The sequence below is a fragment of the Ruegeria sp. SATB027 genome, assembly GCF_059613825.1.
Genome location: NZ_JBXWTH010000032.1, coordinates 149,191 through 174,070, shown reverse-complemented (window position 1 = coordinate 174,070; position 24,880 = coordinate 149,191). Strand labels below are relative to the sequence as shown.

The 24,880-nt window shown below is 58.5% G+C and carries 25 protein-coding genes; 18 read left to right on the top strand and 7 right to left on the bottom strand.

Annotated features, from left to right (window positions below; genetic code table 11):
• Position 1: 1 nt before the first annotated feature.
• The 3 genes from coaBC to AC2FPW_RS08520 form a co-directional block, all read right to left on the bottom strand.
• A complete protein-coding gene (coaBC, locus tag AC2FPW_RS08530; protein WP_496813242.1) occupies positions 2-1,198 on the bottom strand; it encodes a bifunctional phosphopantothenoylcysteine decarboxylase/phosphopantothenate--cysteine ligase CoaBC in 1,197 nt (398 codons plus the stop codon).
• A 63-nt stretch (positions 1,199-1,261) separates the two neighbouring features.
• On the bottom strand, positions 1,262-2,086 hold the full coding sequence (locus tag AC2FPW_RS08525) for a ChaN family lipoprotein (protein WP_496813240.1): 825 nt from the start codon (positions 2,084-2,086) through the stop codon (positions 1,262-1,264).
• Positions 2,083-2,961 (bottom strand): RNA polymerase factor sigma-32, encoded by an 879-nt coding sequence (locus AC2FPW_RS08520; RefSeq protein ID WP_267365420.1) that lies wholly within the window; start codon positions 2,959-2,961, stop codon positions 2,083-2,085. The genes AC2FPW_RS08525 and AC2FPW_RS08520 overlap by 4 nt, the downstream gene beginning before the upstream one ends.
• Positions 2,962-3,061: 100 nt before the next feature.
• Between AC2FPW_RS08520 and cobU the strand changes: the two genes are divergently transcribed.
• From cobU to AC2FPW_RS08500, 4 genes are read left to right on the top strand one after another with little or no spacing between them, the layout of a single operon-like run.
• Entirely contained in the window at positions 3,062-3,583 is a 522-nt protein-coding gene (gene cobU / locus AC2FPW_RS08515; RefSeq protein ID WP_496813238.1) for a bifunctional adenosylcobinamide kinase/adenosylcobinamide-phosphate guanylyltransferase, read from the top strand.
• On the top strand, positions 3,580-4,158 hold the full coding sequence (locus AC2FPW_RS08510) for a histidine phosphatase family protein (protein ID WP_496813236.1): 579 nt from the start codon (positions 3,580-3,582) through the stop codon (positions 4,156-4,158). Before cobU ends, AC2FPW_RS08510 begins: the two co-directional genes overlap by 4 nt.
• 58 nt (positions 4,159-4,216) lie before the next feature.
• Positions 4,217-5,101, top strand: coding sequence for a glutathione S-transferase (locus tag AC2FPW_RS08505; RefSeq protein WP_496813234.1), 885 nt, complete (start codon positions 4,217-4,219; stop codon positions 5,099-5,101).
• Between the two features lie 46 nt (positions 5,102-5,147).
• Positions 5,148-6,662, top strand: a complete 1,515-nt coding sequence (locus AC2FPW_RS08500; RefSeq protein ID WP_496813232.1) for a YifB family Mg chelatase-like AAA ATPase — start codon at positions 5,148-5,150, stop codon at positions 6,660-6,662.
• On the opposite strand, the gene gshB is transcribed toward AC2FPW_RS08500, so the two are convergent.
• The 3 genes from gshB to rsmI form a co-directional block, all read right to left on the bottom strand.
• Positions 6,659-7,591, bottom strand: coding sequence for a glutathione synthase (gene gshB, locus AC2FPW_RS08495; protein ID WP_496813230.1), 933 nt, complete (start codon positions 7,589-7,591; stop codon positions 6,659-6,661). The two genes, AC2FPW_RS08500 and gshB, sit on opposite strands and share 4 nt — an antisense overlap.
• A 61-nt stretch (positions 7,592-7,652) precedes the next feature.
• Positions 7,653-8,024 (bottom strand): YraN family protein, encoded by a 372-nt coding sequence (locus AC2FPW_RS08490; RefSeq protein WP_496813229.1) that lies wholly within the window; start codon positions 8,022-8,024, stop codon positions 7,653-7,655.
• A gap of 1 nt (position 8,025) precedes the next feature.
• Complete coding sequence (rsmI, locus tag AC2FPW_RS08485; protein WP_480538969.1) at positions 8,026-8,883, bottom strand: 16S rRNA (cytidine(1402)-2'-O)-methyltransferase; 858 nt, start codon at positions 8,881-8,883, stop codon at positions 8,026-8,028.
• Between the two features lie 88 nt (positions 8,884-8,971).
• On the opposite strand from rsmI, the gene AC2FPW_RS08480 reads away from it, so the two are divergent.
• Genes AC2FPW_RS08480 through murJ form a run of 3 tightly spaced genes read left to right on the top strand, consistent with a single transcriptional unit; the run spans position 8,972 to position 14,461 of the window.
• Positions 8,972-10,144, top strand: coding sequence for a penicillin-binding protein activator (locus tag AC2FPW_RS08480; protein WP_496813227.1), 1,173 nt, complete (start codon positions 8,972-8,974; stop codon positions 10,142-10,144).
• Positions 10,104-12,923: a [protein-PII] uridylyltransferase gene (locus tag AC2FPW_RS08475; protein ID WP_496813225.1), complete on the top strand. Its 2,820-nt coding sequence runs from the start codon at positions 10,104-10,106 to the stop codon at positions 12,921-12,923. Before AC2FPW_RS08480 ends, AC2FPW_RS08475 begins: the two co-directional genes overlap by 41 nt.
• Complete coding sequence (murJ, locus tag AC2FPW_RS08470) at positions 12,920-14,461, top strand: murein biosynthesis integral membrane protein MurJ (RefSeq protein ID WP_496813223.1); 1,542 nt, start codon at positions 12,920-12,922, stop codon at positions 14,459-14,461. Before AC2FPW_RS08475 ends, murJ begins: the two co-directional genes overlap by 4 nt.
• Here murJ and AC2FPW_RS08465 read toward each other — a convergent pair whose 3' ends face one another.
• On the bottom strand, positions 14,462-15,148 hold the full coding sequence (locus AC2FPW_RS08465) for a rhomboid family intramembrane serine protease (RefSeq protein ID WP_480773313.1): 687 nt from the start codon (positions 15,146-15,148) through the stop codon (positions 14,462-14,464).
• Positions 15,149-15,234: 86 nt separating this feature from the next.
• On the opposite strand from AC2FPW_RS08465, the gene trpS reads away from it, so the two are divergent.
• The 11 genes from trpS (at position 15,235) to AC2FPW_RS08410 (ending at position 24,791) form a co-directional block, all read left to right on the top strand.
• Positions 15,235-16,263 carry a tryptophan--tRNA ligase gene (gene trpS, locus AC2FPW_RS08460; protein ID WP_496813221.1) on the top strand — a complete coding sequence of 343 codons (1,029 nt, stop codon included), beginning with the start codon at positions 15,235-15,237 and terminating at the stop codon, positions 16,261-16,263.
• A 59-nt stretch (positions 16,264-16,322) separates the two neighbouring features.
• Positions 16,323-17,186, top strand: coding sequence for a branched-chain amino acid aminotransferase (locus AC2FPW_RS08455; protein WP_496813219.1), 864 nt, complete (start codon positions 16,323-16,325; stop codon positions 17,184-17,186).
• A 77-nt stretch (positions 17,187-17,263) separates the two neighbouring features.
• Positions 17,264-17,719, top strand: coding sequence for a universal stress protein (locus AC2FPW_RS08450; protein ID WP_267366250.1), 456 nt, complete (start codon positions 17,264-17,266; stop codon positions 17,717-17,719).
• A 9-nt stretch (positions 17,720-17,728) separates the two neighbouring features.
• Positions 17,729-18,322 carry a 2-hydroxychromene-2-carboxylate isomerase gene (locus AC2FPW_RS08445; RefSeq protein WP_496813217.1) on the top strand — a complete coding sequence of 198 codons (594 nt, stop codon included), beginning with the start codon at positions 17,729-17,731 and terminating at the stop codon, positions 18,320-18,322.
• Positions 18,323-18,391: 69 nt separating this feature from the next.
• Entirely contained in the window at positions 18,392-18,955 is a 564-nt protein-coding gene (locus AC2FPW_RS08440) for a NifU family protein (RefSeq protein WP_267366253.1), read from the top strand.
• On the top strand, positions 18,945-19,535 hold the full coding sequence (gene tsaB, locus AC2FPW_RS08435; RefSeq protein WP_496813215.1) for a tRNA (adenosine(37)-N6)-threonylcarbamoyltransferase complex dimerization subunit type 1 TsaB: 591 nt from the start codon (positions 18,945-18,947) through the stop codon (positions 19,533-19,535). The genes AC2FPW_RS08440 and tsaB overlap by 11 nt, the downstream gene beginning before the upstream one ends.
• A gap of 11 nt (positions 19,536-19,546) precedes the next feature.
• Positions 19,547-19,945: a GNAT family N-acetyltransferase gene (locus tag AC2FPW_RS08430; protein WP_496813213.1), complete on the top strand. Its 399-nt coding sequence runs from the start codon at positions 19,547-19,549 to the stop codon at positions 19,943-19,945.
• A gap of 158 nt (positions 19,946-20,103) precedes the next feature.
• Positions 20,104-21,102, top strand: coding sequence for a BMP family lipoprotein (locus AC2FPW_RS08425; protein ID WP_480483186.1), 999 nt, complete (start codon positions 20,104-20,106; stop codon positions 21,100-21,102).
• A 95-nt stretch (positions 21,103-21,197) separates the two neighbouring features.
• Positions 21,198-22,727, top strand: a complete 1,530-nt coding sequence (locus tag AC2FPW_RS08420) for an ABC transporter ATP-binding protein (RefSeq protein WP_480558831.1) — start codon at positions 21,198-21,200, stop codon at positions 22,725-22,727.
• A 1-nt stretch (position 22,728) separates the two neighbouring features.
• Positions 22,729-23,823: an ABC transporter permease gene (locus AC2FPW_RS08415; RefSeq protein ID WP_267363837.1), complete on the top strand. Its 1,095-nt coding sequence runs from the start codon at positions 22,729-22,731 to the stop codon at positions 23,821-23,823.
• Positions 23,823-24,791 (top strand): ABC transporter permease, encoded by a 969-nt coding sequence (locus tag AC2FPW_RS08410; RefSeq protein WP_267363835.1) that lies wholly within the window; start codon positions 23,823-23,825, stop codon positions 24,789-24,791. The genes AC2FPW_RS08415 and AC2FPW_RS08410 overlap by 1 nt, the downstream gene beginning before the upstream one ends.
• The last annotated feature ends 89 nt before the right edge of the window (positions 24,792-24,880 follow it).

The window sequence follows — 24,880 nt, the reverse complement described above, 5'->3', positions numbered from 1 at the left end:
TTCAGCCCGCCAACGCGTCTGCGATCCTGCTTGCCAACCGCCGCGCAACCTCGGTCTTGCCCATACGCGGCCATTCCTCGGCTCCGCTGTCCGAGATCAGGATAACCGCATTCTCGGACCCGCCCATGATCCCGGTGGAAGGGCTGACATCGTTGGCGACAATCCAGTCACAGCCTTTGCGCAGTCGCTTGGTGGTGGCGTGTTCAATCACGTCATCGGTCTCGGCCGCAAAGCCGACAACCAAAGGTGGGCGCCCATTTTCCATCCGCGAGACGCGTTTGAGAATGTCGGGGTTCTCGGCAAATTCCAGAACCGGCAGACCGTCGCGGCTTTTCTTCAGTTTCTTGTCCGACGCACTGGCCACGCGCCAATCTGCCACCGCAGCCGCAAACACGCCCGCGTCGACGGGAAGCGCCGCATCAACCGCGTCCGACATCTGTTGCGCGGTCTCGACCGGCACGACCTGCACACCCGCCGGAGGCGGTACGCCTGCGGGGCCCGTGACAAAGATCACCTCGGCCCCCAAATCCGCAAGCGCCTGTGCCACGGCCGAGCCCTGCGCCCCGGAAGAGCGGTTCGCGATATACCGGACCGGATCAATCGGCTCATGCGTCGGGCCCGAAGTTACCAGCACGCGCTTTCCCACCAAGGGTCCTGCCGCAAGCTGCGCCTCAACCGCCGCGACGATTTCCAGCGGTTCCGACATGCGTCCCGGCCCATATTCACCGCAGGCCATATCACCTTCGTTTGGGCCAACAAAGCGTACGCCATCCGCTTGAAGCTGCATCAGGTTGCGTTGTGTCGCCGGGTGTTCCCACATGCGTACATTCATCGCGGGCGCACACAGAACAGGCGTGTCTGTCGCCATGAGAAGGGTCGATGCCAGATCATTTGCCAACCCCCCGGCCATCTTGCCCAACAGGTCCGCCGTTGCGGGGGCCACGACGATCAGATCGGCAGAGCGTGACAGCTGGATATGACCCATCTCGGCCTCGGCGGTCAGATCGAACAGATCGCCATAGACCTTTTCTGAGGCAAGGGCAGACACGGACAGAGGTGTTACAAATTCCTCTGCCGCACGCGTCAGCACAGGCGTCACAGCTGCGCCGCGTTCACGCAGCCTGCGGATCAGGTCCAGCGACTTGTAGGCCGCGATGCCGCCGCCGATGATCAGCAGAATGCGTTTGGATGACAGCATGTTCAGCCCTTCCTGTCCCGGTCGGCCCCGACATTAGGCAAGGCCATCAGGTTGTTCCAGCGATTAATTCTGAACCTGAAACGCCGCACAGGGGTCTTCACGCTCAACTGTGGGACTATCGATTACGATATCAAAGTCACCGTCGATGATGTCGTCCTCGGACTGTCCGACCGAGACCACCTTCCACCCGGGTTGAAGGCGTTCAAGAAATGTCGGGATACCTCGGTCTTTGCGCGCATGTCCGTTCCCAGTGATCACGGCAACCGGGCCGCCGGTTTCTTCCATCGCGCGCATCACCGCACGGGCCAGAACCGCATCGCGCAAACGCTGGATCGCGACCATCTGGGGTAACATTTCCGGCGGGAGAGCATCGCAATGCGCGGCCATTTGATCCGCCTCGCGCGCCGCCTGCTCCTCGGGCGTCAGCGGCACAGTCAAACCATAGCGCGCCGCGTCTGCACCCAGCGCCGTGGCGGCCCCGCGTTCCATCGCGGCCCGGGCGGCAGCACGCGGCACCATGGCCCCGTAAACCGGCGCGCCTGAGGCTTTGAACACCGGATAATACAGCCTGAGCGGTGGCCAACCGCTTTCTGCCCATTGCAGAATACGGCTCAACTCTTCCGGGTTGGAGACGGCTTTTTGCGCCAGCCGTTGCGCGCCTTCTTCGGTGACCATCTCCCAGACAACGGCCGAGGGTGAGATTTCCTTTATCGCTTCGGCTTGAATGAGGTGGTGGCGGGGATTGTCGTGAACCTCTCCCAGAATTACCACATCTGCATCCCGCATCGCGAGAGCCGCATCATCGGAAATAAGACCTTCCGCCAGTCCGGGTCGCGCCGCTGTAACCGTAAGGCCCAGAACACACGCAAGAATCGCAAGCTGTTTCATGCGATGAAGTGTTGCACCTCGTTCGACTGGGCTTCAAGGTTCTTGCGCATTTTTGCGAACGCTGCGGCCTCAAGCTGTCGCACCCGCTCCTTGGACAGTCCCAACTCGACGCCGAGACTCTCCAGTGTCCGCGCAGGCTCGCGCAGTTTGCGTTCGCGCACAATGAACCGCTCGCGGTCATTCAGTGCGTTCATCGCGATCAGCAACCACTGGCGCAACTGTTCGGTGTCGTGGGTGTGTTCAACTGCTTCGGCGGCCTGTTCGCGTTCATCTTCCAGCGCATCGATCCATTCACGCCCGTCTTCGTCGGCGGATTGCACCGCGTTCAGGGAAAAATCCGACCCTGACAGCCGACCTTCCATCAGTTCCACATCGCGCAGAGGAACGCCAATCTCTGTGGCGATCATCTGATGCAACTGGTGGCGATCCAGTTCAAGACCTTCGGTCGCGGCCTCGCGTTCCAGCCGGGCCTGAACCCGACGCATGTTAAAAAACAGCGATTTCTGCGCCGAGGTGGACCCCGTTCGCACCATGGACCAGTTCCGCATCACATAGTCCTGGATGCTCGCCTTAATCCACCACACTGCATAAGTCGAAAACCGCACGCCGCGATCAGGGTCGAACTTGTCTGCGGCCTTCATCAAACCCAGACCGGCCTCCTGGATAAGGTCATTCATCGGCGCGCCATAGCGTTTGAACTTGGCCGCCATCGAAATTGCCAGCCGCATATACGCTGTGATCAGGCGGTGCAGCGCCTGTTCATCACGCTGGTCACGCCAGGCATAGGCCAGCCTCAGTTCCGTTTCCGCATCCAGCAACTCGGCCTTCATCGCTTGCCGGGACATCGAAAAATCTGTCGCGTTGTCCAGTGCCATAAACCTCTCCCCTGATTTGCAGGCGTTGGCCGGGCTTGCCATGCCGACCTATGATCGATACGCAAAACAGCACCAATTGGATCATCTTTAGGTAAGTACTGTGGCGTCAGATTTAACCTTAATTCTGGGCGGAGCTGCTTCGGGCAAGTCGGCATTTGCCGAGGACCTCGTTGTTTCCACAGGGAAAAATCGAGTTTATTTAGCGACATCACAAGTGTTTGATGACGAGATGCGGCAGAAGGTTGATCGCCATCTGGAACAGCGGGGCGGCGGTTGGACCACGATTGAAGAGCCCCTTGACCTGAGGCCGGTGCTGTCCAGCCTCTCCTCGGATCAGGTGTGTCTGGTCGATTGCGCCACCATGTGGCTCAGCAATCACTTGCTGGCCGAAACCGATCTGGGCGCAGTCCAAACTGACCTGCTAAAGGCCCTGCGTGCATGCCCCGCGCAGATTGTGATCGTGTCGAACGAAGTCGGGCACGGTATTGTTCCGGATAACGCGCTTGCCCGCCGCTTTCGCGAAGCGCAGGGTCGGCTGAACATCGCACTTGCGGCGCAGGCTGATCTGGTGGTGCAAGTGACCGCCGGGTTGCCGTTGATCCTGAAAGGGCAGCTACCGTGACACGACTGCATCTTGTTCGCCACGGGCCCACGCATGCAAAGACGATGGTTGGCTGGTCCGATCTGCCTGCTGATCTAAGCGATACAGCGGCGCTGAAGCGCCTGCACGACCATTTGCCATCCGATGCACTTGTGATTTCGTCCGACCTGTCGCGCGCGATTGACACTGCTTCGGCCATTCAGGGCCAGCGTCACCGTCTGCCACATCATCCAGACCTGCGGGAAATCCATTTCGGTCAGTGGGAGCTTCGCGGGTTTGCCGATATTGAAGCCGAAGACCCCGAGCTGGCTTTTGCCTATTGGGACAACCCCGGTGATGTCCGCCCACCGCAAGGTGAAAGCTGGAATGAGGTTCGCGACCGGGTCGATTCCGCGATCGACGCGCTTATGTCCGCGCATACGGGCCGCGATCTGGTGATCGTCGCGCATTTCGGCGTGATCCTGACACAAGTGCAGCGCGCCCTTGGTCTGGACGGGCAGCAGACCTTTGCGCATCGGATCGACAACCTTTCGGTGACGGATATCGCTGTCAACGGCGGGGCGTGGACTGTCGGGTCGATCAATCACCTTCCGTGAACAGGTCCAACACAAATCACTGATTTACCGGTCCGCAAAGCTGAGGCATCGTCCGCGCATGACTTATGACCTTTATATCGGCGATCGCCTCTTCTCCAGCTGGTCAATGCGCGGCTGGTTGATGCTTGAGAAATTCAACCTGCCCTATCGCAGCCACATGATCGGCCTCTATTCCGGCACTATGGCGCAAGACATGGAACCGCTGGCCCCTGCTCGCCTTGTTCCCGCCTTGCGGCTGCCGGATGGAACGGTTGTGGGGGAAAGCCTGGCAATGGCCGAAACCCTGGCCGAACGCCACCCCGATGCCGGGTTGTGGCCTTCGGATGCCGCTGCCCGGGCTACCGCCCGCTGGCTATGCGCCGAAATGGTAGCCGGATTCAGCGCCCTGCGTGGAGAATGCGCCATGCAGCTGCGCAACGTGTGGCAAGGTTTTACGCCGTCTGAGGCGACTTTGTCAGACCTTGAGCGGGTTGAAACACTCTGGGCACATGCGCGGAGCGTGTCAGGGGCAGACCAAGGCCCGTTATTTGGTACCTATTCACTGGCAGACGTCTTCTACACACCTGTCGCAGCGCGGATCGTCGGATATGGGCTGCCGGTGTCAGAGGTGAACCGGGCTTATTGCATGGAATTGCTCTCTGATCCCATCGTCAGACAGTGGCGCGCCATGGGATTGACCGTTGAGTACGACACCTTCCCCTACGCGCAGGATTTGCCGTCCAGCCCTTGGCCAGTCGGGGGTGTTTCTGCTGCGAAGCCGGTTTCAGGTGGTCCGTCAATCAACGCCGCCTGCCCGTATTCCGGCCAGCCTGTCACCGATTTCCTGGAGCTTGACGGGCAATGCTGGGGGTTCTGCAACCCATTCTGCCGGAACAAAACTGTGGCCGACCCCGAAGCATGGCCCAAATTCGCGGCCATGCGCGCAGCCGTTAACGACTCTTAAACCAGAACCGTGGCAGCAACGTCCTGTTAACCAAAACAGGACTGCCATGGTCGCCCGCGCCCACACCGTTGCTTTTCAAGGGGTCGATGCCCGCCCGGTCGAGGTGCAATGCGCGGTCTCACCCGGACTGCCAGCCTTTTCCATCGTGGGCCTGCCCGACAAAGCCGTGTCCGAGGCGCGTGACCGCGTCCGCAGCGCGCTGAACGCGATGGCCATCGCGCTGCCGTCCAAGCGGATCACCATCAACCTGTCCCCTGCTGACCTTCCCAAAGAAGGCAGCCATTTCGACCTGCCCATTGCGGTGGCGCTTTTGTCCGCGCTCGATATCATCCCAGCCGATGCCGCAGAAAGCACCGTTGCATTGGGAGAGTTGTCGCTCGACGGTTCTCTGGTTCCGGTTGTCGGTGCCTTGCCTGCCGCCATGACGGCAGCTTCAGAAGACCGCGCATTGCTTTGTCTGCGCGCCTCCAGCGCCGAGGCGGCCTGGGTAGATGCCACTCAAGTGATCGGCGCCGGATCACTTGGAGAGGTCGTGCGCCATTTCTCGGGCCAATCCCCTTTGCCAGCGGCGCAAGCTGGCGAAGTGAACCTGACACCGTCCAACCGCGACCTGCGCGATGTGAAAGGGCAGGAGCGCGCCAAACGCGCCCTGGAAATCGCCGCCGCCGGACGTCACCACTTGATCATGATCGGCACGCCGGGATCGGGCAAATCCATGCTGGCGGCGCGGCTTCCCGGAATTTTACCGCCGCTTACTGCCGTGGAAGCCCTGGAGACGTCGATGATCCAATCGCTATGTGGGTTACTGGATGAAGGCGGAATAAACCGCACTCGCCCGTTCCGCGAACCGCACCACACGGCCTCGATGGCGGCCATAGTTGGTGGCGGGAAAGGGGCCAAACCGGGCGAAATCTCATTGGCCCATAATGGTGTGCTGTTCATGGATGAATTCCCCGAATTTCCACGCACCGTTCTGGAAACCCTGCGGCAACCCATTGAAACCGGCGAAGTCATGGTGGCGCGCGCGAACGCCCATGTGAAATACCCCTGTCGTTTCATGCTGGTCGCCGCCGCCAACCCTTGCAAATGTGGCTATCTGACCGATCCGTCCCGTGCCTGTTCGCGGGCACCGGGATGTGGCGAAGATTACCTGAACCGAATCTCGGGCCCGTTGATGGACAGGTTCGACCTGCGGATCGAAGTTCCGCCCGTGGGCTTTACCGACCTCGATCTGCCCCCTTCGGGCGACAGTTCGGCGACGGTTGCAGCACGTGTCGAAAGGGCGCGTGCCATTCAGGCAGACCGGTTTTGTGACACGCCGGAGTTACGACAAAACGCTGATGCAGAAGGTAAAATACTGGAAGAGATCGCCACGCCCGATGCCGAAGGAAAAGAGCTGCTGTTGAAAGCCGCAGATCGTTTCGGCCTGTCAGCCCGGGCTTTCCATAGAATCCTGAGGGTGGCGCGCACCATCGCCGATCTGGACGGCGCGACCGATATCCGCCGCCCACACGTGGCTGAAGCGCTGAGTTTTCGGATCTCTGCCCGGGTTATGGCCTAAAGCTTAGCCTCGATGGCCTGCCAGATCTTTTCAGCAATATTAATGCCCTCAAACCGTTCCAGCTCCTGAATGCCGGTCGGTGAAGTCACGTTAATCTCGGTCAGATAGTCGCCAATAACGTCAATTCCGACAAAGACCTGACCCTTTTCCTTCAGCAAAGGCCCAATCGCCGCGCAGATCTCAAGATCGCGGTCAGACAAGCCGATCTTTTCCGGACGTCCGCCAACATGCATGTTCGACCGCGTTTCGCCTTTGGCGGGTACCCGGTTAATCGCACCAACCGCTTCTCCATCCACCAGGATCACCCGTTTGTCGCCATTGCTGACATCCGGTAGGAATTTCTGCACGATCAAAGGTTCGCGCGAGAATCCGGTGAACAGCTCATGCAAGGAAGTCAGGTTGCGGTCATTGGCGTCAAGCCGGAACACACCCGCGCCACCATTCCCGTAAAGTGGCTTGAGGATGATATCGCCGTGCTTTTCCTTGAACGCCTTGATCGTCTGCAAATCACGCGCAATCGTTGTTGGCGGGGTCAGGTCGGGGAAATCCAGTACCAGCAGCTTTTCCGGGTAGTTGCGCACCCAGAACGGATCGTTGACGACCAGCGTCTGACCCTTGAGACGGTCCAGCAAATGCGTGGACGTGATGTAATGCATGTCAAATGGCGGGTCCTGACGCAGCCAGACGACATCGAAATCGGCAAGATCCACCTCACGTTCGGGACCCAGAACCGCAGGATCTCCGGCAACCCTTTGCACAGTCATGTCGTGACCTCGCGCGGTGATCCGACCCTGCTGATAGGCCAAATGATCCGGACCATAGAAAAACAAAGAATGCCCGCGCGCCTGTGCCTCTTCCGCCAGACGGAACGAACTGTCGGCATTGATATCCACGGCCCCGATCGGGTCCATTTGAAAGGCGATTTTCATGGCATGTCCCTCAGTTTCCCGCCAGATACATGGACCAGCACGCCTGTGGGTTCAATGGGGCTTAGCCAAAACCAAAGGCGTTTTCGATGATTTGAACCGCGCCAGAACAATCCACAAGCGCCGCGTCAAAGCGCACGTTTGTCAGCTCCCCGTCCGGCTCGTTTTCCAAGAACTGCGCGGCAGAGGCGTAAATCCGTTCGATCTGCCTGCGGCTGATCCGGGCAGCGGCCTTTTCAAAGCTGGTGCTTCTTTTAACTTCGATGAACACAAGCCCGTCGCCGTCGCGTGCAATCAGGTCGATCTCTCCGCCAGCGCCCCGCCAGCGACGATGCGCTATGGCAAAGCCCCGACGCTCGTAATCTGCGGCGACCTGTGACTCTGCGGCCTGTCCGGCGTGGTAAGAGATCGAACCCTGTCGTTCACGCCGCCCCATGTCATCCCTTGCCCAATTTCAATGCTTTCTGATAAATCGGTCGACGCGGCAGGTCGTACATTTCCGATACAAGATCCGCTGCATCCCGAACCGAGTGATTTTCCAAAGCCCGTTTCAAAGCTTCTTCTAGATCGGATTCGTTAACACTTTGCGAATGACCGCGGTCCACCAGCAGGACGATCTCGCCTTTGACCGTCTTGCCCCGATACTCCTCTGCCAGTTCGGACAGGCTGCTGCGACGGACCTCCTCAAACTTTTTCGTCAGCTCTCGACAAAGCGCAGCCTGCCGTTCAGGCCCCAGGCATTCAGCCAGGTCCGACAGACAGGCGGCAACGCGTTTCGGAGATTCGTAGAACACCAATGTGCCGGGGATGTCCTTCAACGCCTCGATACGGGTGCGGCGTGCTTTGGATGCGTTGGGAAGGAAGCCTGCAAAAAAGAAGGCGTCCGTGGGAAGCCCCGCCAACGTCAGGGCCGTTACAACGGCAGACGCGCCCGGGGCGCAGGTCACGGTATACCCGGCTTCGGCGGCCTGCTTGCCCAAATCATAGCCCGGATCGGCAATTAGCGGCATTCCTGCTTCGGACGCGTAGGCCACCGATTGCCCTTGCGCCAGCGCCTCCATGATCTTGCCGCGTGCGCCTGCGCCGCTGTGGTCGTGATAAGCTTGGATTCGTCGGCCTTCCAGCGGGATGCCATGTATTTCCATCAAGCGACGTAAACTGCGGGTGTCTTCTGCCGCAATCACATCGGCTGAGGCCAAAACATCCAAGGCCCTGAGCGTAATGTCGCGTGCTGTTCCAATCGGAGTGGCAACAAAATACAGGCCCGCAGCCAACTTGATCTTTTGGAAATTCAAAGCTGGACCCTCACAGCGTGACGTTTATTATCGCGGCTCAACAGAACAGAAGCATTCGCAGCCGCCGGATCAGGGAGTTTTCATTTAGATGTTTACCGTTTGCAAGCCCGTAAGCAAGCTGGCGAAAGTCGCCGCTGCCCTGACGACCGCAGCGTTTCTTGCTGCCTGTGAACCAGGTGGTCTTGGCGGAGGTCCCTCGATCAATACCGCAAAGCCGGTTCCTGTCGCCTTGCTGGTTCCCAGAGGATCTGCGCAATCTGGTGATGCAGCGCTGGCGCAAAGCCTTGAGAATGCCGCGCGGCTTGCGATGTCGGATTTGCCAAATGTCCAGATCGACTTACGCGTTTACGACACGGCCGGAAACCCGAACACGGCGACAGCCGTTGCACAACAGGCTGTTGCGGACGGGGCAAAAATCATCATTGGTCCGGTATATGCCCAGGCAGCGAATGCTGCCGGATTGGCGGTGCTGAGCAAGAACATCAATGTTCTTTCGTTTTCAAACAACGCCAGCATTGCAGGCGGCAACGTCTTTGTCTTAGGCCCGACCTTTGACAACACGGCCAACCGGCTGGTGAATTATGCGGGCAGCCAAGGCAAGGTCAACACAGTGGTCGTGCACAGCAACGACGCCGCAGGACAGTTGGGCCGGTCCGCAATCGCCAATGCCATAGCGAACAGCCGGGTCAACAATGCAGGGACCGTCGCATACGACCGGTCGCAACAGGGCGTCATCAATACGGTTCCCACGATCAAGGCCACTGTCGATTCGACAGGCGCGGATTCGATCTTCCTGACGGCGACCACGGCGGGGGCATTGCCGCTGTTCTCGCAATTGCTGCCAGAGGCCGGTGTTTCTCCGGCAACCACGCAATTCATTGGCCTGACACGTTGGGATATCCCGCCGCAAACTCTGGAGCTTCCGGGGGTTCAGGGGGGGTGGTTTGCGCTGCCTGACCCGTCCAAGGCACAAGCCTACCGTCAGCGTTACAACGCAACCTACGGCGAAGCACCGCACCCGATCAGCGGTTTGGCCTACGACGGTATCGCCGCAATTGGCGCCTTGGTCAGCCAGGGCAAATCAGACGCCCTGACCGCTTCGGCCCTGACACAGAACGCCGGTTTCCAGGGCGTTGGCGGCATCTTCCGTCTGCGCCCGGACGGCACCAACGAACGCGGTCTGGCGGTTGCCACGATCCAGAACAAACAGGTGGTTGTGATTGACCCTGCCCCACAAAGCTTCTCTGGTGCCGGTTTCTGATCTGACGGGCGCGATCAACGTGCGCGAAAGCGCGTTGATCTGCCCCGCTGGGGACATCTTCGACAGCACTGCAGTCAATGATGCGCTGGCTCAGGCCTTTGAGGTCTGCCCGGACAACACCAAAATGCGGTCCGAGACGGTGCGCATTCTGCGCGAGGCTCAAAAGTCTGGCCGCGCGGCCATTGCAGAGGCATTTGGCGAACGTCCTTTCGACGCGCGTGCACTCACGCGCTCATATACATACCTGACGGATCAACTGGTTGGGACGGCGATGCTGGTCTCAAGCACACGCCTGCATCCGCTTGCAACGCCCACCCAAGGAGAAAAGATCGCCGTTCTGGCTGTTGGCGGTTACGGACGCGGGGAAATGGCACCGTTTTCAGATGTCGACCTGCTGTTCCTCACCCCCTACAAGATCACCGCCTGGGCCGAGAGCGTCATCGAGTCGATGCTTTATATCCTGTGGGATTTGCGGCTTAAGGTCGGGCATTCGTCACGCACGATCAAAGATTGTCTGCGGTTGGGTGCCGAGGATTTCACGATCCGCACAGCGATGTTGGAGCAACGCTATCTGGCCGGTGACAAGGCACTGGCGGACGGGTTGGACCGAAGGCTGAAAGACGAACTGTTCAAGGGAACCGAACGCGAGTTCATCGAAGCCAAGTTGCACGAACGTGACGAACGCCACCATAAACAAGGCGAGCGTTACATGGTCGAACCCAACGTGAAGGAAGGCAAAGGCGGCCTGCGCGACCTGCAATCCCTCTACTGGATCGCGAAATATATCTATGGCGTTCAGGACGTGGCCGAACTGGTGCCTTTGGGCTTGTTCACCCCCGAAGAGTTCAAGACCTTCGTTCAGGCCGAAGAGTTCCTTTGGGCTGTACGCTCGCACCTGCATCTGGTCACCGGCCGCGCGACCGAGCAGCTTACCTTTGACATGCAGGTCGAGGTCGCCGCACGCATGGGGTACGAGGACCGCGCCGGGCGTCGCGCGGTCGAAGTGTTCATGCAGCGGTATTTCCGCGAAGCCACCCGCGTGGGTGAGTTGACGCGCATCTTCCTGACCAAACTCGAAGCGCTGCACATGAAAGGTGCGCCGCTGCTGGAACGCATTTTCCGCAGGCGCCGACGGGTCAAGGCAGGGTACAAGGTGGTTCACGGTCGTCTGGATCTGGTGGAACCTGAGAAATTTCTCTCCGACAAAATGAACCTGCTGCGCCTGTTCGAAGAAGGTTTGCGGACAGGTATGCTGATCCATCCTGATGCCATGCGGCTGGTGAGCGCGAACCTGCATCTGATCGATGACGAAATGCGCGGCGACAAGGAAGCTCAGCGCATTTTCCTGGATCTGATGTTGAAACACGGCAACCCGGAACGCGCATTGCGACGGATGAACGAGTTGGGCGTGCTGTCCGCTTTCCTGCCCGAGTTCGAGCACATCGTGGCAATGATGCAGTTCAATATGTATCACAGCTATACGGTGGACGAGCATACGATCCAGTGCATCGTCAATCTTGCCCAGATCGAACGCGGAGAGCTGGTCGAATCTCTGCCTCTGGCCTCTTCGATTCTGAAAGGCGGGGTCAATCGCAAGGTGCTGTATGTCGCGCTTCTTCTGCATGACATTGCGAAAGGTCGCCCCGAAGACCACTCGATTCTCGGGGCGCAGATCGCGCGCAAGGTGGCGCCTCGGCTCGGCCTGAACAAATCGGATTCCGAAACCGTTGAATGGCTGGTGCGCTATCACTTGCTTATGTCCGATATGGCCCAAAAACGCGATATCTCCGACCCTCGGACAGTGCGCGATTTTGCCAAGGCCGTTCAGACAACCAAACGGCTGGATCTGCTGACGGTTCTGACGGTTTGCGACATTCGTGGCGTTGGCCCGACCACCTGGAACAACTGGAAGGCCACTCTGCTGCGCGCCCTGCATGCTGAAACAAAGCGTGCACTGGAAACCGGTATGGAAGATCTGAACCGGGCAAATCGGGGGGCCGAGGCCAAAACAGCGCTGCGCCGCGCTTTGGACAACTGGTCCAAGGCTGACCTCAAGGTCGAGACCGGGCGCCACTACGCCCCGTATTGGCAGGGCCTGAATCTTGCGACGCATATCGAATTTGCCGAGATGCTGCACGCGCTGGAACAAAGCGGCGATCCAGGCGCGATGGAAATTCGCCTGCAACCTGATGAAGACCGTGATGCGACGCGGGCCTGTTTCGCGATGGGCGATCACCCCGGTATTTTTGCCCGCATCGCCGGGGCACTGGCTCTGGTTGGCGCGAATGTCGTCGATGCCCGCAGCTATACCACCAAAGACGGCTACGTAACGGACGCGTTCTGGATACAGGATGCCGAGGGGCACCCGTTCGAGGCATCGCGCCTTCCACGCCTGACGCAGATGATTCACAAGACCCTGCGCGGTGAAGTCGTCGCCAAGGAAGCACTGAAGTCACGTGACAAGATCAAGAAACGCGAACGCGCTTTCAACGTGCCAACACATATCACGTTCGACAATGAGGGCTCTGAAATCTACACGATCATCGAAGTAGACACACGCGACCGCCCCGGCCTGCTGTTTGACCTGACCCGGACCCTGGCCGCGGCGAATGTGTATATCGCCAATGCCGTAATTGCGACCTATGGCGAGCAGGTGGTCGATACGTTCTACGTCAAGGACATGTTCGGCTTGAAGTATTACTCGGAAAGCAAGCAGCGCGGACTTGAGGCGAAGCTGCGCACGGCAATCACCGAAGGCGCCGAGCGTGCGGCCTCATGAAGCAAATACGCTTGTTCTCGGGCTTGTTCACGGTCGGCTTCTGGACGCTCGCCAGCCGAATTCTGGGGTTTCTGCGGGAAATACTGCTGACGGCCTATATCGGACCGGGCCCAGTGATGGATGCCTTTGTTGCTGCCTTTCGCCTGCCCAACATGTTCCGCCGCTTTTTCGCCGAGGGGGCATTTAACGCGGCCTTTGTGCCGATGTTTTCCAAACGACTGGAAGCAGACGAAGACCCTCAGGGTTTTGCGCAGGACGCGTTCAATCTTTTGGCCGTGGCTGTTCTTGCGCTGGTCGGGCTGGCCATGGTTTTCATGCCCGGTCTGGTGTGGCTGACCGCCGAAGGGTTTTACGGCGATGAACGGTTCGATCTGGCGGTGGACTATGGATATGTTGTGTTTCCATACATCCTGTTCATGTCTCTGGCTGCCTTGTTTTCAGGTGTTCTGAATGCAACCGGACGGTTCGCGGCGGCGGCAGCCGCACCTGTTCTGCTGAACATTTTCGCCTGCACCGCCCTGATCGCCGGTGCCATGTCCGGCGGCGAGGTGATCCGGTGGTTGATCCCAGTCATTCCGGTCGCCGGTGTCGCGCAGCTGGCGCTGGTCTGGATCGCAACCGAACGCGCCGACATCCACATCCGCCCCAGCATGCCGCGCCTGACGCCCGAAATGCGACGGATGGTAAGTATCGCGGTCCCGGCCGCGCTGGCGATGGGGGTCACACAGGTCAATCTCGTTGTCGGGCAATTGGTTGCATCGAAAACCGAAAATGCCGTCAGCTGGCTTTTTGCCGCAGACAGGCTCTACCAGTTGCCTTTGGGTGTTGTGGGCATTGCTGTCGGCATAGTCTTGTTGCCGGACCTGTCCCGCCGTTTGCGTGCGGAGGACAAAGAGGGCGCACGCAATGCCTTTTCCCGGGCCGGTGAGTTCACACTTCTGCTAACGCTGCCTTCGACTGTGGCCTTCGTGGTTATGCCATACCCTCTCGTATCGGTGCTGTTCGAACGTGGGCAGTTCGGCCCCGAGGATACGGCTGCCACGGCCCTTGCGGTTGCCATCTACGGGGTCGGGCTTCCGGCTTTCATGTTGCAAAAATTGCTGCAACCGCTGTTTTTTGCGCGCGAGGATACGCGTTCCCCGTTTCACTACGCGGTTGTTGCGATGATCGTGAACGCAGCTCTGGCGTTTGGTCTGTTTCCACTGGTGGGCTGGATCGCGCCAGCAATTGCCGCATCGACTGCGGGGTGGGCGATGGTGGTGCTACTGGCTTTCGGCGCACGACGTATGGGTGAAGAGGCGCGCTTTGATGTCCGGTTCAAAAAGCGCGCGGGCCGGATTGTGGCGGCTTCGCTTGGGATGGGCGCGATCTTATACGCGGCGCTCTACCTGTTCGGGTGGGCATTGGATGTTCCCGGCTGGCGCTATCTGGCACTGCTGGTCCTGATCATGGTCGCTGCCGTCTCATATTTCCTTTTGGGCCATATCTTCGGCGCTTTCAAACTGTCGGAGTTCAAACACGCCCTGCGCCGGTCCTGATCAATCCCGGCGAATGCGGCCGACGATCCGGGACCACGCGCCCGGTGCAACAAGAAAAGACAAGCCAAAACCGGTGGCAAACCCACCCAGATCAGCAACCCATTCCCAGTTGCCACCAAAGATCAGGCCGAAAAGAAATTGTATGCCCATAAGGACGGCAATCAATTGAAATGCCCGTGCTTGGTTTGCACCTACAAGTGACAGTTTGCGCCACAACAACCACGTGAATGCGCCGATCAGACCGTACACCGGCGGGAACCCTCCGATCAGCGGATAGCGCGGGTCCAGTAACACGGCGTAGGCTAATGCGCCGCCAATGCCCGACACGACAAAAATCAGCAGCATCGGGAAACCGCCGAACACTTCGCCAACCATTTTGCCCATCGCCAGCACGAAAACACAGACGAAAATCGCCTGCGTGAAATTGGCGGATACAAAGGGGTAGGTCACGAAGCGTATGACATGTTCGAATGGCCAGCGCCCGTTCAGAACCATCCAGTCGAAAATATCGGCAGAGAACGCATAATGCTGGATCGCATCCAGCCGCCAGCCCACCGCTGTTGGCCCTCCGACCAGCCCGCGTGATCCCAGCGTGAAGGCAATTTCTATCCCGATGATGAACAGAACCAGCGCCACCACAGCAGGTGGCAGAGGGTTCACAGGCGGTGTGTAATGCTCACTGCTCATTGGGCTGGCCTTTCGCGGCTGTTGACGTCCCTTTGCCTCATGGGTAAGCGACGGGGGCTGATTTTTCCAGACAGGAGTTCCCTTTGATGACTGAGACCCAATTCACGCCACGCGTGTTTTCCGGCATCCAGCCTTCGGGAAACCTGCACCTTGGGAACTACCTTGGTGCACTCAAGCGTTTTGTCGATATGCAGGGTCCCGAATTCGAAACCGTCTATTGCATGGTCGATTTGCACGCCATCACCGTATGGCAGGACCCGGATCGTCTGCGCGAAAAAACACGCGAGGTTTGCGCGGGCTTTATCGCGGCGGGTCTTGATCCAGAAAAATCAATCCTGTTCAACCAAAGCCAGGTGCCCGAACACACTCAGCTGGCCTGGATTTTCAACTGCGTCGCCCGAATGGGCTGGATGCAACGGATGACGCAGTTCAAGGACAAGGCGGGCAAAAATGCGCAAAATGCCTCGCTTGGCCTGTTTGCGTACCCTGCCCTGATGGCAGCCGATATTCTTGTCTACCACGCGACACATGTTCCTGTGGGTGAAGACCAGAAGCAGCACCTGGAATTGACCCGCGATATCGCGATCAAGTTCAACCACGACTACGGCGTCGACTTCTTTCCCGTGACTGAGCCCGTGATTGGCGGCCCTGCCCCGCGCGTGATGAACCTGAGGGACGGTTCGCGCAAAATGTCGTCCTCCGATCCCTCGGACATGAGCCGGATCAACCTGACCGATGATGCCGATGCGATCGCAAAGAAAATCCGCAAGGCCAAGACCGACCCTGACGCTTTGCCGTCGGATGTTGAAGGTCTGGAGGGCCGCCCGGAAGCGCGCAATCTGGTCAATATCTATGCAGCACTCAGCGAACAGAGCATAGCGCAGGTTCTGGCCGAAGTTGGGGGCAAGCAGTTCGGTGATTTCAAACCAATGTTGGCTGATCTGGCAGTCGCCAAGCTGGCTCCAATCTCGACTGAGATGTCGCGCCTTATGGGAGAACAGACCGAGATTGACCGGATTCTGGCTCACGGAGCCGAGCGCGCGCGTCAGATCGCCGCTCCGATCCTGCAAAAGACCTATGAAATCGTCGGTATGGTCGGATCAGCATCACGCTGAATGCACTGGACCTTCGCCTGACGCCCTCCTAGGGTCTGCCTGAACCACAGGAGGGCGTCATGGCAACCGGCAAAAACATCCGGACCTATTTTCAGGGCCAATGGCATGACGGGGATACTCCCATCATGCGCGCAGCGGATCACGGGTCGTGGCTAGGGTCTTCGGTCTTTGACGGCGCCCGTTATTTCGACGGGTTGGCCCCTGATCTGCACGCGCATTGCGCCCGGGTGAACCGGTCCGCCGAAGCCCTGATGCTGACACCGACCATGACAACCGAGCAGATGGTCGAATTGGTGCATGAAGGGTTGCAAGCCTACAGCCCTGACACGGCTGTCTATATCCGCCCGATGTATTGGGGCATTGACGGCGATAGCACGGCAATCGTTCCGCAGGAAAACAGCACAGGGTTTGCCATCTGTCTGGAAGAAATCCCAATGGCACCTGAAACGGCTTCGGCCACGCTGGCGACCACGCGATTCCGTCGCCCGGTACTGGAATCGGCTGTGGTCAATGCCAAGGCCGGGTGCCTCTACCCCAACAATGCGCGCATGTTGCAAGAGGCACGCTCCAAAGGATTCTCGAACGCTCTGGTCGCTGACGCGATGGGCAATGTGGCCGAAACGGCAACGGCCAACATCTTCATGGTAAAGGATGGCGAGGTCTTTACTCCGATCCCCAACGGGACATTTTTGGCAGGGATCACGCGGGCGCGACATATCAAGAATCTGCGCGAGGATGGTGTTACAGTTCATGAAACGGTCTTGGGTTTCGAGGATTTTCACCAGGCGGACGAGGTTTTCATGTCCGGCAATATGAGCAAGATCACACCGGTGACTGCGCTGGAGGACACACAGTTTCAGGTTGGTCCCATTGCCCGCCGTGCCCGCGCACTTTACTGGGACTGGGCTGCAAGCGAACGCTAGTACATCGACATGAACGTGTCCGAGTTGCCAGTACGCAAACGCTCGGGCATGATCCCTTAAAATTGAAGAGGACACCCATGCGTAAGTTCTTAGTTGTTCTGGATGACAGCCGTGAATGCCTGAACGCAATGCGGTTCGCCGCGATGCGTGCCGCGCATACAGGTGGCGGAGTGACGATCTTGTCTGTTATTCCGCCGGACGAGTTCAATCACTGGATCGGTGTTGCCGAAACCATGCGCGAAGAAGCCCGGGAACGTATCCATGCCCATTTCGAAGTCTTCGCCAAATGGATGCGCGACAAACAGAATGTAGAACCTGAACTGGCCATTCGCGAAGGTGATCCGGTGCCGCAGATCATCGAACACGTTCAGTCTGACCCTGAGATCGGCGTTCTTGTTCTTGGGGCGGGGACTGACAAGAAAGGCCCCGGCCCGCTGGTAACCCAGCTCACAAAAAACTCTGGCAGCCTACCGATCCCGATCACGATTGTTCCAGGTGATCTGAGCAAGGAAAAGCTGGAAGAAATCACCTGAGGATCGAACATGGCGAAGACGTTGCAGTTCTGGTTCGACTTCGCCTCGACCTATTCCTATCTCAGCGCGATGCGGATCGAACAGGCTGCGCAGGACAAAGGCGTCTCGGTCGAATGGCAGCCTTTTCTGTTGGGTCCGATTTTCGCGGATCAGGGATGGCGCACGTCGCCGTTCAACCTGTATCCGGCCAAAGGGCGCTATATGTGGCGCGACATGGAACGTTTATGCGGCGCACGCGGGCTGCCGTTGGTTCGGCCTGACCCATTCCCGCAAAACTCCCTCACCGCAGCACGCCTGGCTCTGGCCCTTGAGCATGGCGAAGAACGGGTTGCCTTCGCAAAGGCTGTCTTCAGCGCTGAATTCGGGGGCGGGAGGGACATTTCTGACGAAGACGTGCTTGAGGATTGCCTGAAGATGGCGGGTCTGCCTGCGGCAGTGATGAATCGTGCAAAAGATCCGAGCATCAAGGCTGCGCTGTTCGAGCAATCCGCGCGCGCAAAAGCACTTGGCCTGTTCGGCGCACCCAGTTTTGTGGCAGGGACAGAGTTGTTTTGGGGAGATGACCGGCTGGATGACGCGATTCGTTACGCGGTCACAATTTAGAATCGTTCCAAATATTGACTTCTCCGACCCCTGAGCGCATATCAGGAACACCTCAGACGGAGCTGCCTCATGTTCATCCAGACCGAATCCACCCCAAACCCGGCCACGTTGAAATTTCTGCCCGGCCAAACGGTTCTTGAGGCTGGAACCGCGGATTTCCCGACAGCCGAGGCTGGTGATAAGTCCCCACTGGCCAAACGAATCTTTGCCGTAAACGGCGTGACCGGTGTGTTCTTTGGAAACGACTTTGTCACGGTGACCAAATCCGACGATGTTCAGTGGGATCACATCAAACCTGCAATTCTTGGCGCAGTGATGGAGCATTATCAATCCGGTCAACCCGTCATGGGTGCCGACGCGGCAGCGGCCTCGGGTCATGCCGAACATACCGGAGAAGATGCAGAGATCGTCAATCAGATCAAAGACCTGCTGGACAGCCGCGTGCGCCCGGCCGTAGCACAGGATGGTGGCGACATCACCTTTCATGGTTTTGATCGCGGCATCGTCTACCTGCACATGCAAGGTGCCTGCGCGGGGTGCCCGTCATCAACCCTGACACTGAAGATGGGTATCGAAAACCTGCTGCGCCATTACATCCCCGAAGTGACCGAGGTTCGACCAGTTGCCGTCTGACTCGACGATCCTGGCATTTGATACATCGGCCGCGCATTGCGCGGCCGCTTTGTTGCGTGGCGGTGTGATCGCAGTATCCCGTGTCGAAGGCATGTCGCGGGGTCAAGCCGAACGATTGATGCCCTTGCTGCAAGAAGTGCTGACCGAGGCCGGTTGCGTATGGGCCGATCTGGACGCTATCGGTGTTGGGATTGGGCCAGGAAATTTCACGGGTATACGCATCTCGGTCTCTGCCGCCCGGGGCCTTGCCTTGGGCCTTGGCGTCCCGGCGGTGGGCGTTTCTGGATTCGATGCTCTGATTGAACTGGCAGAAGAGGGACAGCTACCAGCCATCCCTGCGCCGCGCGAACAGGTGTATGTACAACTTCCCGGAACCGGCCCTTGCCTTTTGCCCAGGGACGAGGCCGAACAGCATGGGCCTTTGTATGTCTGCTCCGACCCCGCATTGCAGGTACAAGCCGTTGCCAGACTTGCCGCAAGACGATGGCGCAAGGTCAGTGCACCTCCGGCCCCGCTATATGTCAGACCTGCGGACGCAGCCCCGTCCCGAGATGTGCCACCTGTGTTGCTGGACCAATGACGCCTTACGAGATGGCAGCGACACATGCAGCGGCATTCACCCAGTCACGCCCATGGACTGCCGATGAATTCGCCAGCCTTTTGGAGAACCGGTTCACTGACTGCGTCGGGGATGACCGTTGCTTTGCCCTGTTTCAGGTGATCGCGGGTGAGGCAGAGTTGCTGACGATTGCGACTCACCCCGCGTTTCAAAGACAAGGTCTGGGGTTTCAGACCATGCGCAACTGGCACGACCGGGCAGTCACTTTGCAGGCAAACCGCGCTTTTCTGGACGTCGCAGCCGACAATGTTGCAGCAATCGCGCTGTATGGGCGATGCGGGTATCGCCAGTGCGGTCAGCGCAAGGGTTATTATTCCAGAAAAACAGGCCCAAATATCGATGCTCTTGTGATGGAACGCCCACTGCCCTAACGGCAACCAAAGATTTTTTAGACCATTTGGTCAGAAATCAATTGACCATGACGGTTGCAAACGTCCTTAATTCCCGCCATCACAACACTTATGCTCGCTAAAAGTGGGTAAACGGGGCTAATCTGACTTCGTGCCAACAAAAAAAATGGGAGACTTAAATGACCCTGATGAAATCCTTGATGGGTGCTGCCGCTGCTGTCGCTCTGACCGCAGGTGCAGCTTTCGCTGAACCGGCGCTGATCTTTGACCTGGGCGGCAAGTTCGACAAATCTTTCAACGAAGCCGCATATAATGGCGCACAGCGTTGGGCCGATGAGACCGGCGGCGAATACCGCGAGATCGAGATCCAGTCGGAAGCACAGCGCGAACAGGCTCTGCGCCGTTTCGCAGAATCAGGTGCCAACCCGATCATCACCATGGGCTTTGGTATGGCTGATCCATTGTCGGCCGTTGCAGGCGACTATCCTGAAACCAAATTCGTGGCTGTCGACGTGAACTGGCTGGACATCCCCAACATCCGCCAGATCGGCTTTGCCGAGCATGAAGGATCGTACCTGGTTGGCATGATGGCAGCGATGGCATCGAAATCGGGCACCGTTGGCTTTATCGGCGGTATGGACATTCCGCTGATCCGCCACTTTGGCTGCGGATACGCACAAGGCGCCAAAGCCGTGAACCCGGACATCAATGTTGTCGCCAACATGACCGGCACCACCCCTGCCGCGTGGAACGATCCTGTAAAAGGTTCGGAACTTACAAAAGCTCAGATCAGCCAGGGTGCTGACGTGATCTATGCCGCGGCTGGTGGTACAGGTGTAGGCGTTCTGCAAACGGCAGCTGACGAAGGCATCCTGTCGATCGGCGTGGACAGCAACCAGAACCACCTGCATCCGGGCAAGGTCCTGACGTCGATGCTGAAGCGTGTGGACGTCGCGGTGTATGACGCGATGAAAGCAGGTGACGCCGTAGAAACCGGCGTGTTCACAATGGGTCTGGCCGAGGAAGGTGTTGGCGTCGCCATGGACGATAACAACAAAGAGCTTGTTTCGGCCCAAATGAACGATGCGGTGGAAGAAGCCCGCAAAGCCATCATCAACGGCGATATCACCGTTGTCAGCTATTACGAGAACGACAGCTGCCCCGCACTGCAGTTCTGATACCGCGCGGGGCGGAAGGAACCCTTCCGCCCTGCCATCCACTCTGCCATCCGTGCCACCTGCCGGATGGGCTTTTCGGCAGTTGAGGGTAAGACATGACCGTCCCCGCCATTGAGCTCAAAGGGATTTCCAAATCCTTTGGGCCGGTTCAGGCCAACAAAGACATCTCAATCAGCGTCGCCCCCGGTACGATCCATGGGATCATCGGTGAAAACGGTGCGGGCAAATCCACGCTGATGAGCATCCTCTACGGCTTTTACAAAGCCGACAAAGGTGAAATTTGGATCAACGGAACAAAGACCGAAATCCCTGACAGCCAGGCGGCTATCGCCTCGGGCATTGGGATGGTGTTTCAGCATTTCAAGCTGGTGGAGAATTTCACGGTTCTGGAAAACATCGTTCTGGGTGCTGAAGATGGCGGCCTTCTGGCTCCGTCTCTGGCCAAGGCCCGCAAAGAGCTGAAAGAACTGGAAGAAGAATACGAACTGTTCGTTGACCCCGACAAACGCATTGATGAGATCGGTGTGGGGATGCAGCAGCGTGTCGAAATTTTGAAGGCATTGTATCGCAAGGCCGAGATTCTGATTCTGGATGAACCGACTGGTGTTCTGACCCCGGCTGAGGCTGACCAGCTGTTCCGTATTCTGGATCGTCTGCGGGCCGAAGGGAAAACGATCATCGTGATCACCCACAAGCTGCGCGAAATCATGGAAAACACCGATACCGTCTCGGTCATGCGCCGTGGGCAGATGACAGCTACGGTGAAAACTTTGGACACCAGCCCTGAAGAACTGGCCGAGCTGATGGTAGGCCGCAAGGTTTTGCTGCAAGTCGACAAGGTGCCTGCGACGCCGGGCAAACCCATCCTTGAGATCGAAAAGCTGAGCGTTTTCGATTCCGCCGGTGTTGAACGGGTCAAAGGTATCGACCTGACCGTTCGTGCCGGTGAGATCGTCGGTATTGCCGGTGTGGCGGGCAATGGGCAGTCGGAACTGCTGGAGGTTCTGGGCGGGATGCGTCCGGGACAAGGCTCGATCAAGCTGAACGGCGAACCGCTGGCCCTAAGCGGAGCCGGATCTGACGGTCAGGCGCGTCGTGCACAGCATATAGCGCATGTGCCGGAAGATCGGCAGCGTGAAGGCCTGATTATGGATTTCCACGCGTGGGAAAACGTGGCCTTTGGCTATCACCGGGACCCCGCTTATCAGCGGGGCCTGTTCATGGACAATGCCGCGTTGCGTGCTGATACCGAAGCCAAGATCGAGAAATTCGATGTCCGGCCACCGGATCCTTGGCTTGCAGCCAAGAGCTTTTCGGGTGGAAATCAGCAGAAAATCGTCGTTGCCCGCGAAATCGAGCGAAACCCTGACCTGCTGCTGGTCGGCCAGCCGACGCGCGGCGTTGACATCGGCGCGATCGAATTCATTCACAAGCAGATCGTAGCCCTGCGCGATCAAGGCAAGGCGATCCTGCTGGTTTCGGTTGAGTTGGAAGAGATATTCTCGCTGTCCGACCGGATCGCAGTGATGTTCGACGGGCATATCATGGGTGAACGGCTGCCCAATGAAACAGATGAAAAAGAACTCGGCCTGCTGATGGCCGGTGTTGCAGGAGAGGCCGCGTAGGATGGAAAAAATGCCTAAATGGGCCGATGTCGTTCTGATCCCGCTGATCAGTCTGATGCTGGCCGCTATCCTGTCGGCGCTGGTCATCCTCGCCATCGGAGAAAACCCCGTCGAAGCTGTTAAGCTGATGGTTTCGGGCGCGTTGGGGTCAACCTATGGCTGGGGCTATACGCTCTATTACGCGACAAACTTCATGTTTACCGGCCTTGCGGTCGCCGTCGCATTCCACGCCCGCTTGTTCAACATCGGTGGCGAAGGTCAGGCGATGTTGGGCGGTCTTGGGGTGGCAATGGTTTGCCTTTACGTCGACTGGCCGCATTGGAGCATTGCATTGCTTGCGGCCTGCGCGGCATCAATGCTGTTCGGCGCGTTTTGGGCCGCTATCCCGGCCTATCTTCAGGCCAAGCGCGGCAGCCATATCGTGATCACCACGATCATGTTCAATTTTATCGCCGCTGCCTTTCTGAACTACATGCTGGTCAATGTCATGCGCCCGCAAGGGTCGCAGGACCCGGCAACCGCACGGTTCCCCGAATCCGTCCATCTGCCAACGTTCCAGTCAATGTTCTCAACCGCAGAGAACGTGGTGTTCCGGGGGGCTCCGGTAAACATTACGTTCTTCATCGCTTTGCTGGCCTGTGTCGTCGTCTGGGCGCTGATCTGGCGGACCCGGCTGGGCTATGAAATCCGTGCTTACGGCCACTCAGAAACCGGCGCGGTCTATGCCGGCATCTCGCCGGTTCGCATTACCATTGTTGCGATGCTGATCTCGGGTGCGCTGGCAGGTCTGATGGCCATCAACAACGTTATGGGCGAGGCGGAGCGCCTTGTCCTGAACTCGACCGAGGGCGCTGGGTTCATCGGGATTGCGGTGGCCCTTATGGGGCGGTCACATCCTTTCGGCGTCTTGCTGGCCGCGCTTTTGTTCGGGTTCCTGTATCAGGGCGGGGCCGAGCTGGCGCTGTGGGCATCGATCCCGCGTGAACTGATCGTGGTCATTCAGGCGCTGGTGATCCTGTTCACCGGGGCACTGGACAACATGGTACGGATGCCGCTTGAGAAACTGTTCCTTGGTATGCGGAAGAGGGCAGAGTAATGGACTTCTTTGTAACCCTCATCCAGGTTCTGGATTCGACCATCCGCCTTTCCACGCCGCTTTTGCTGGCCTGTTTGGCCGGTCTGTATTCGGAACGGGCTGGCATTTTCGACATCGGGCTGGAAGGTAAGATGCTGGTAGCTGCGTTCTTTTCTGCGGCTGTCGCGGCGGTTACAGGGTCAGTCTGGCTGGGCCTGCTGGCTGGTATCGGATCGTCACTGGTTCTGTCAGGACTACACGGGTTGGCATCGATAACCTTCCGGGGCAACCAGCTGATCTCGGGTGTCGCCATCAACTTTCTTGCATCGGGCCTGACGGTGCTTGTCGCCCAAAGCTGGTTCCAGCAGGGCGGTCGCACGCCCTCGCTCTTTGGTGGCGGCCGGTTCGAGCCTATCAATTTTCCATTTTCCGACGCGCTCGGAGGGGTTCCGATTGTCGGCCCGATCTATTCCGAACTGCTCTCAGGCCATTCCATCCTTGTCTATGTCGCATTCCTGATGGTCCCAGCGACATGGTGGGTGCTCTTCCGCACACGGTTCGGCCTGCGCCTGCGAGCTGTGGGTGAAAACCCGGCAGCGGTCGACACAGCAGGCGTGTCCGTGGTTGGCCTACGTTTCGCAGCCGTCGCGATCTGTGGTGTACTTTGTGGTATTGCAGGTGCTTACCTGGCAACGGCTTTGCAGGCTGGGTTCGTCAAGGAAATGACCGCTGGTCGCGGCTTTATTGCACTGGCTGCCCTGATCTTTGCCAAATGGCGCCCGTGGCACGCCATGTGGGCCTGCTTGCTGTTTGGCCTGCTTCAGGCCGTAGCACTTCGGTTCCAGAACATCGATCTTGGCGGCATAGTGATTCCGGTCCAGGTGATGGATGCCCTGCCCTATATTCTGACAGTGGTTATTCTGGCCGGGTTTGTTGGCAAGGCCGTACCACCGCGTGCAGGCGGAGAGCCCTACATCAAGGAGCGCTGATAAGGCCAGTTCCGAAATGAGTTTCGGTCCTGTTCGCTGCAAGGCGGCATGCAGAGTTGATTTTGCATGCCGCAACCGTTCTAAGAGGG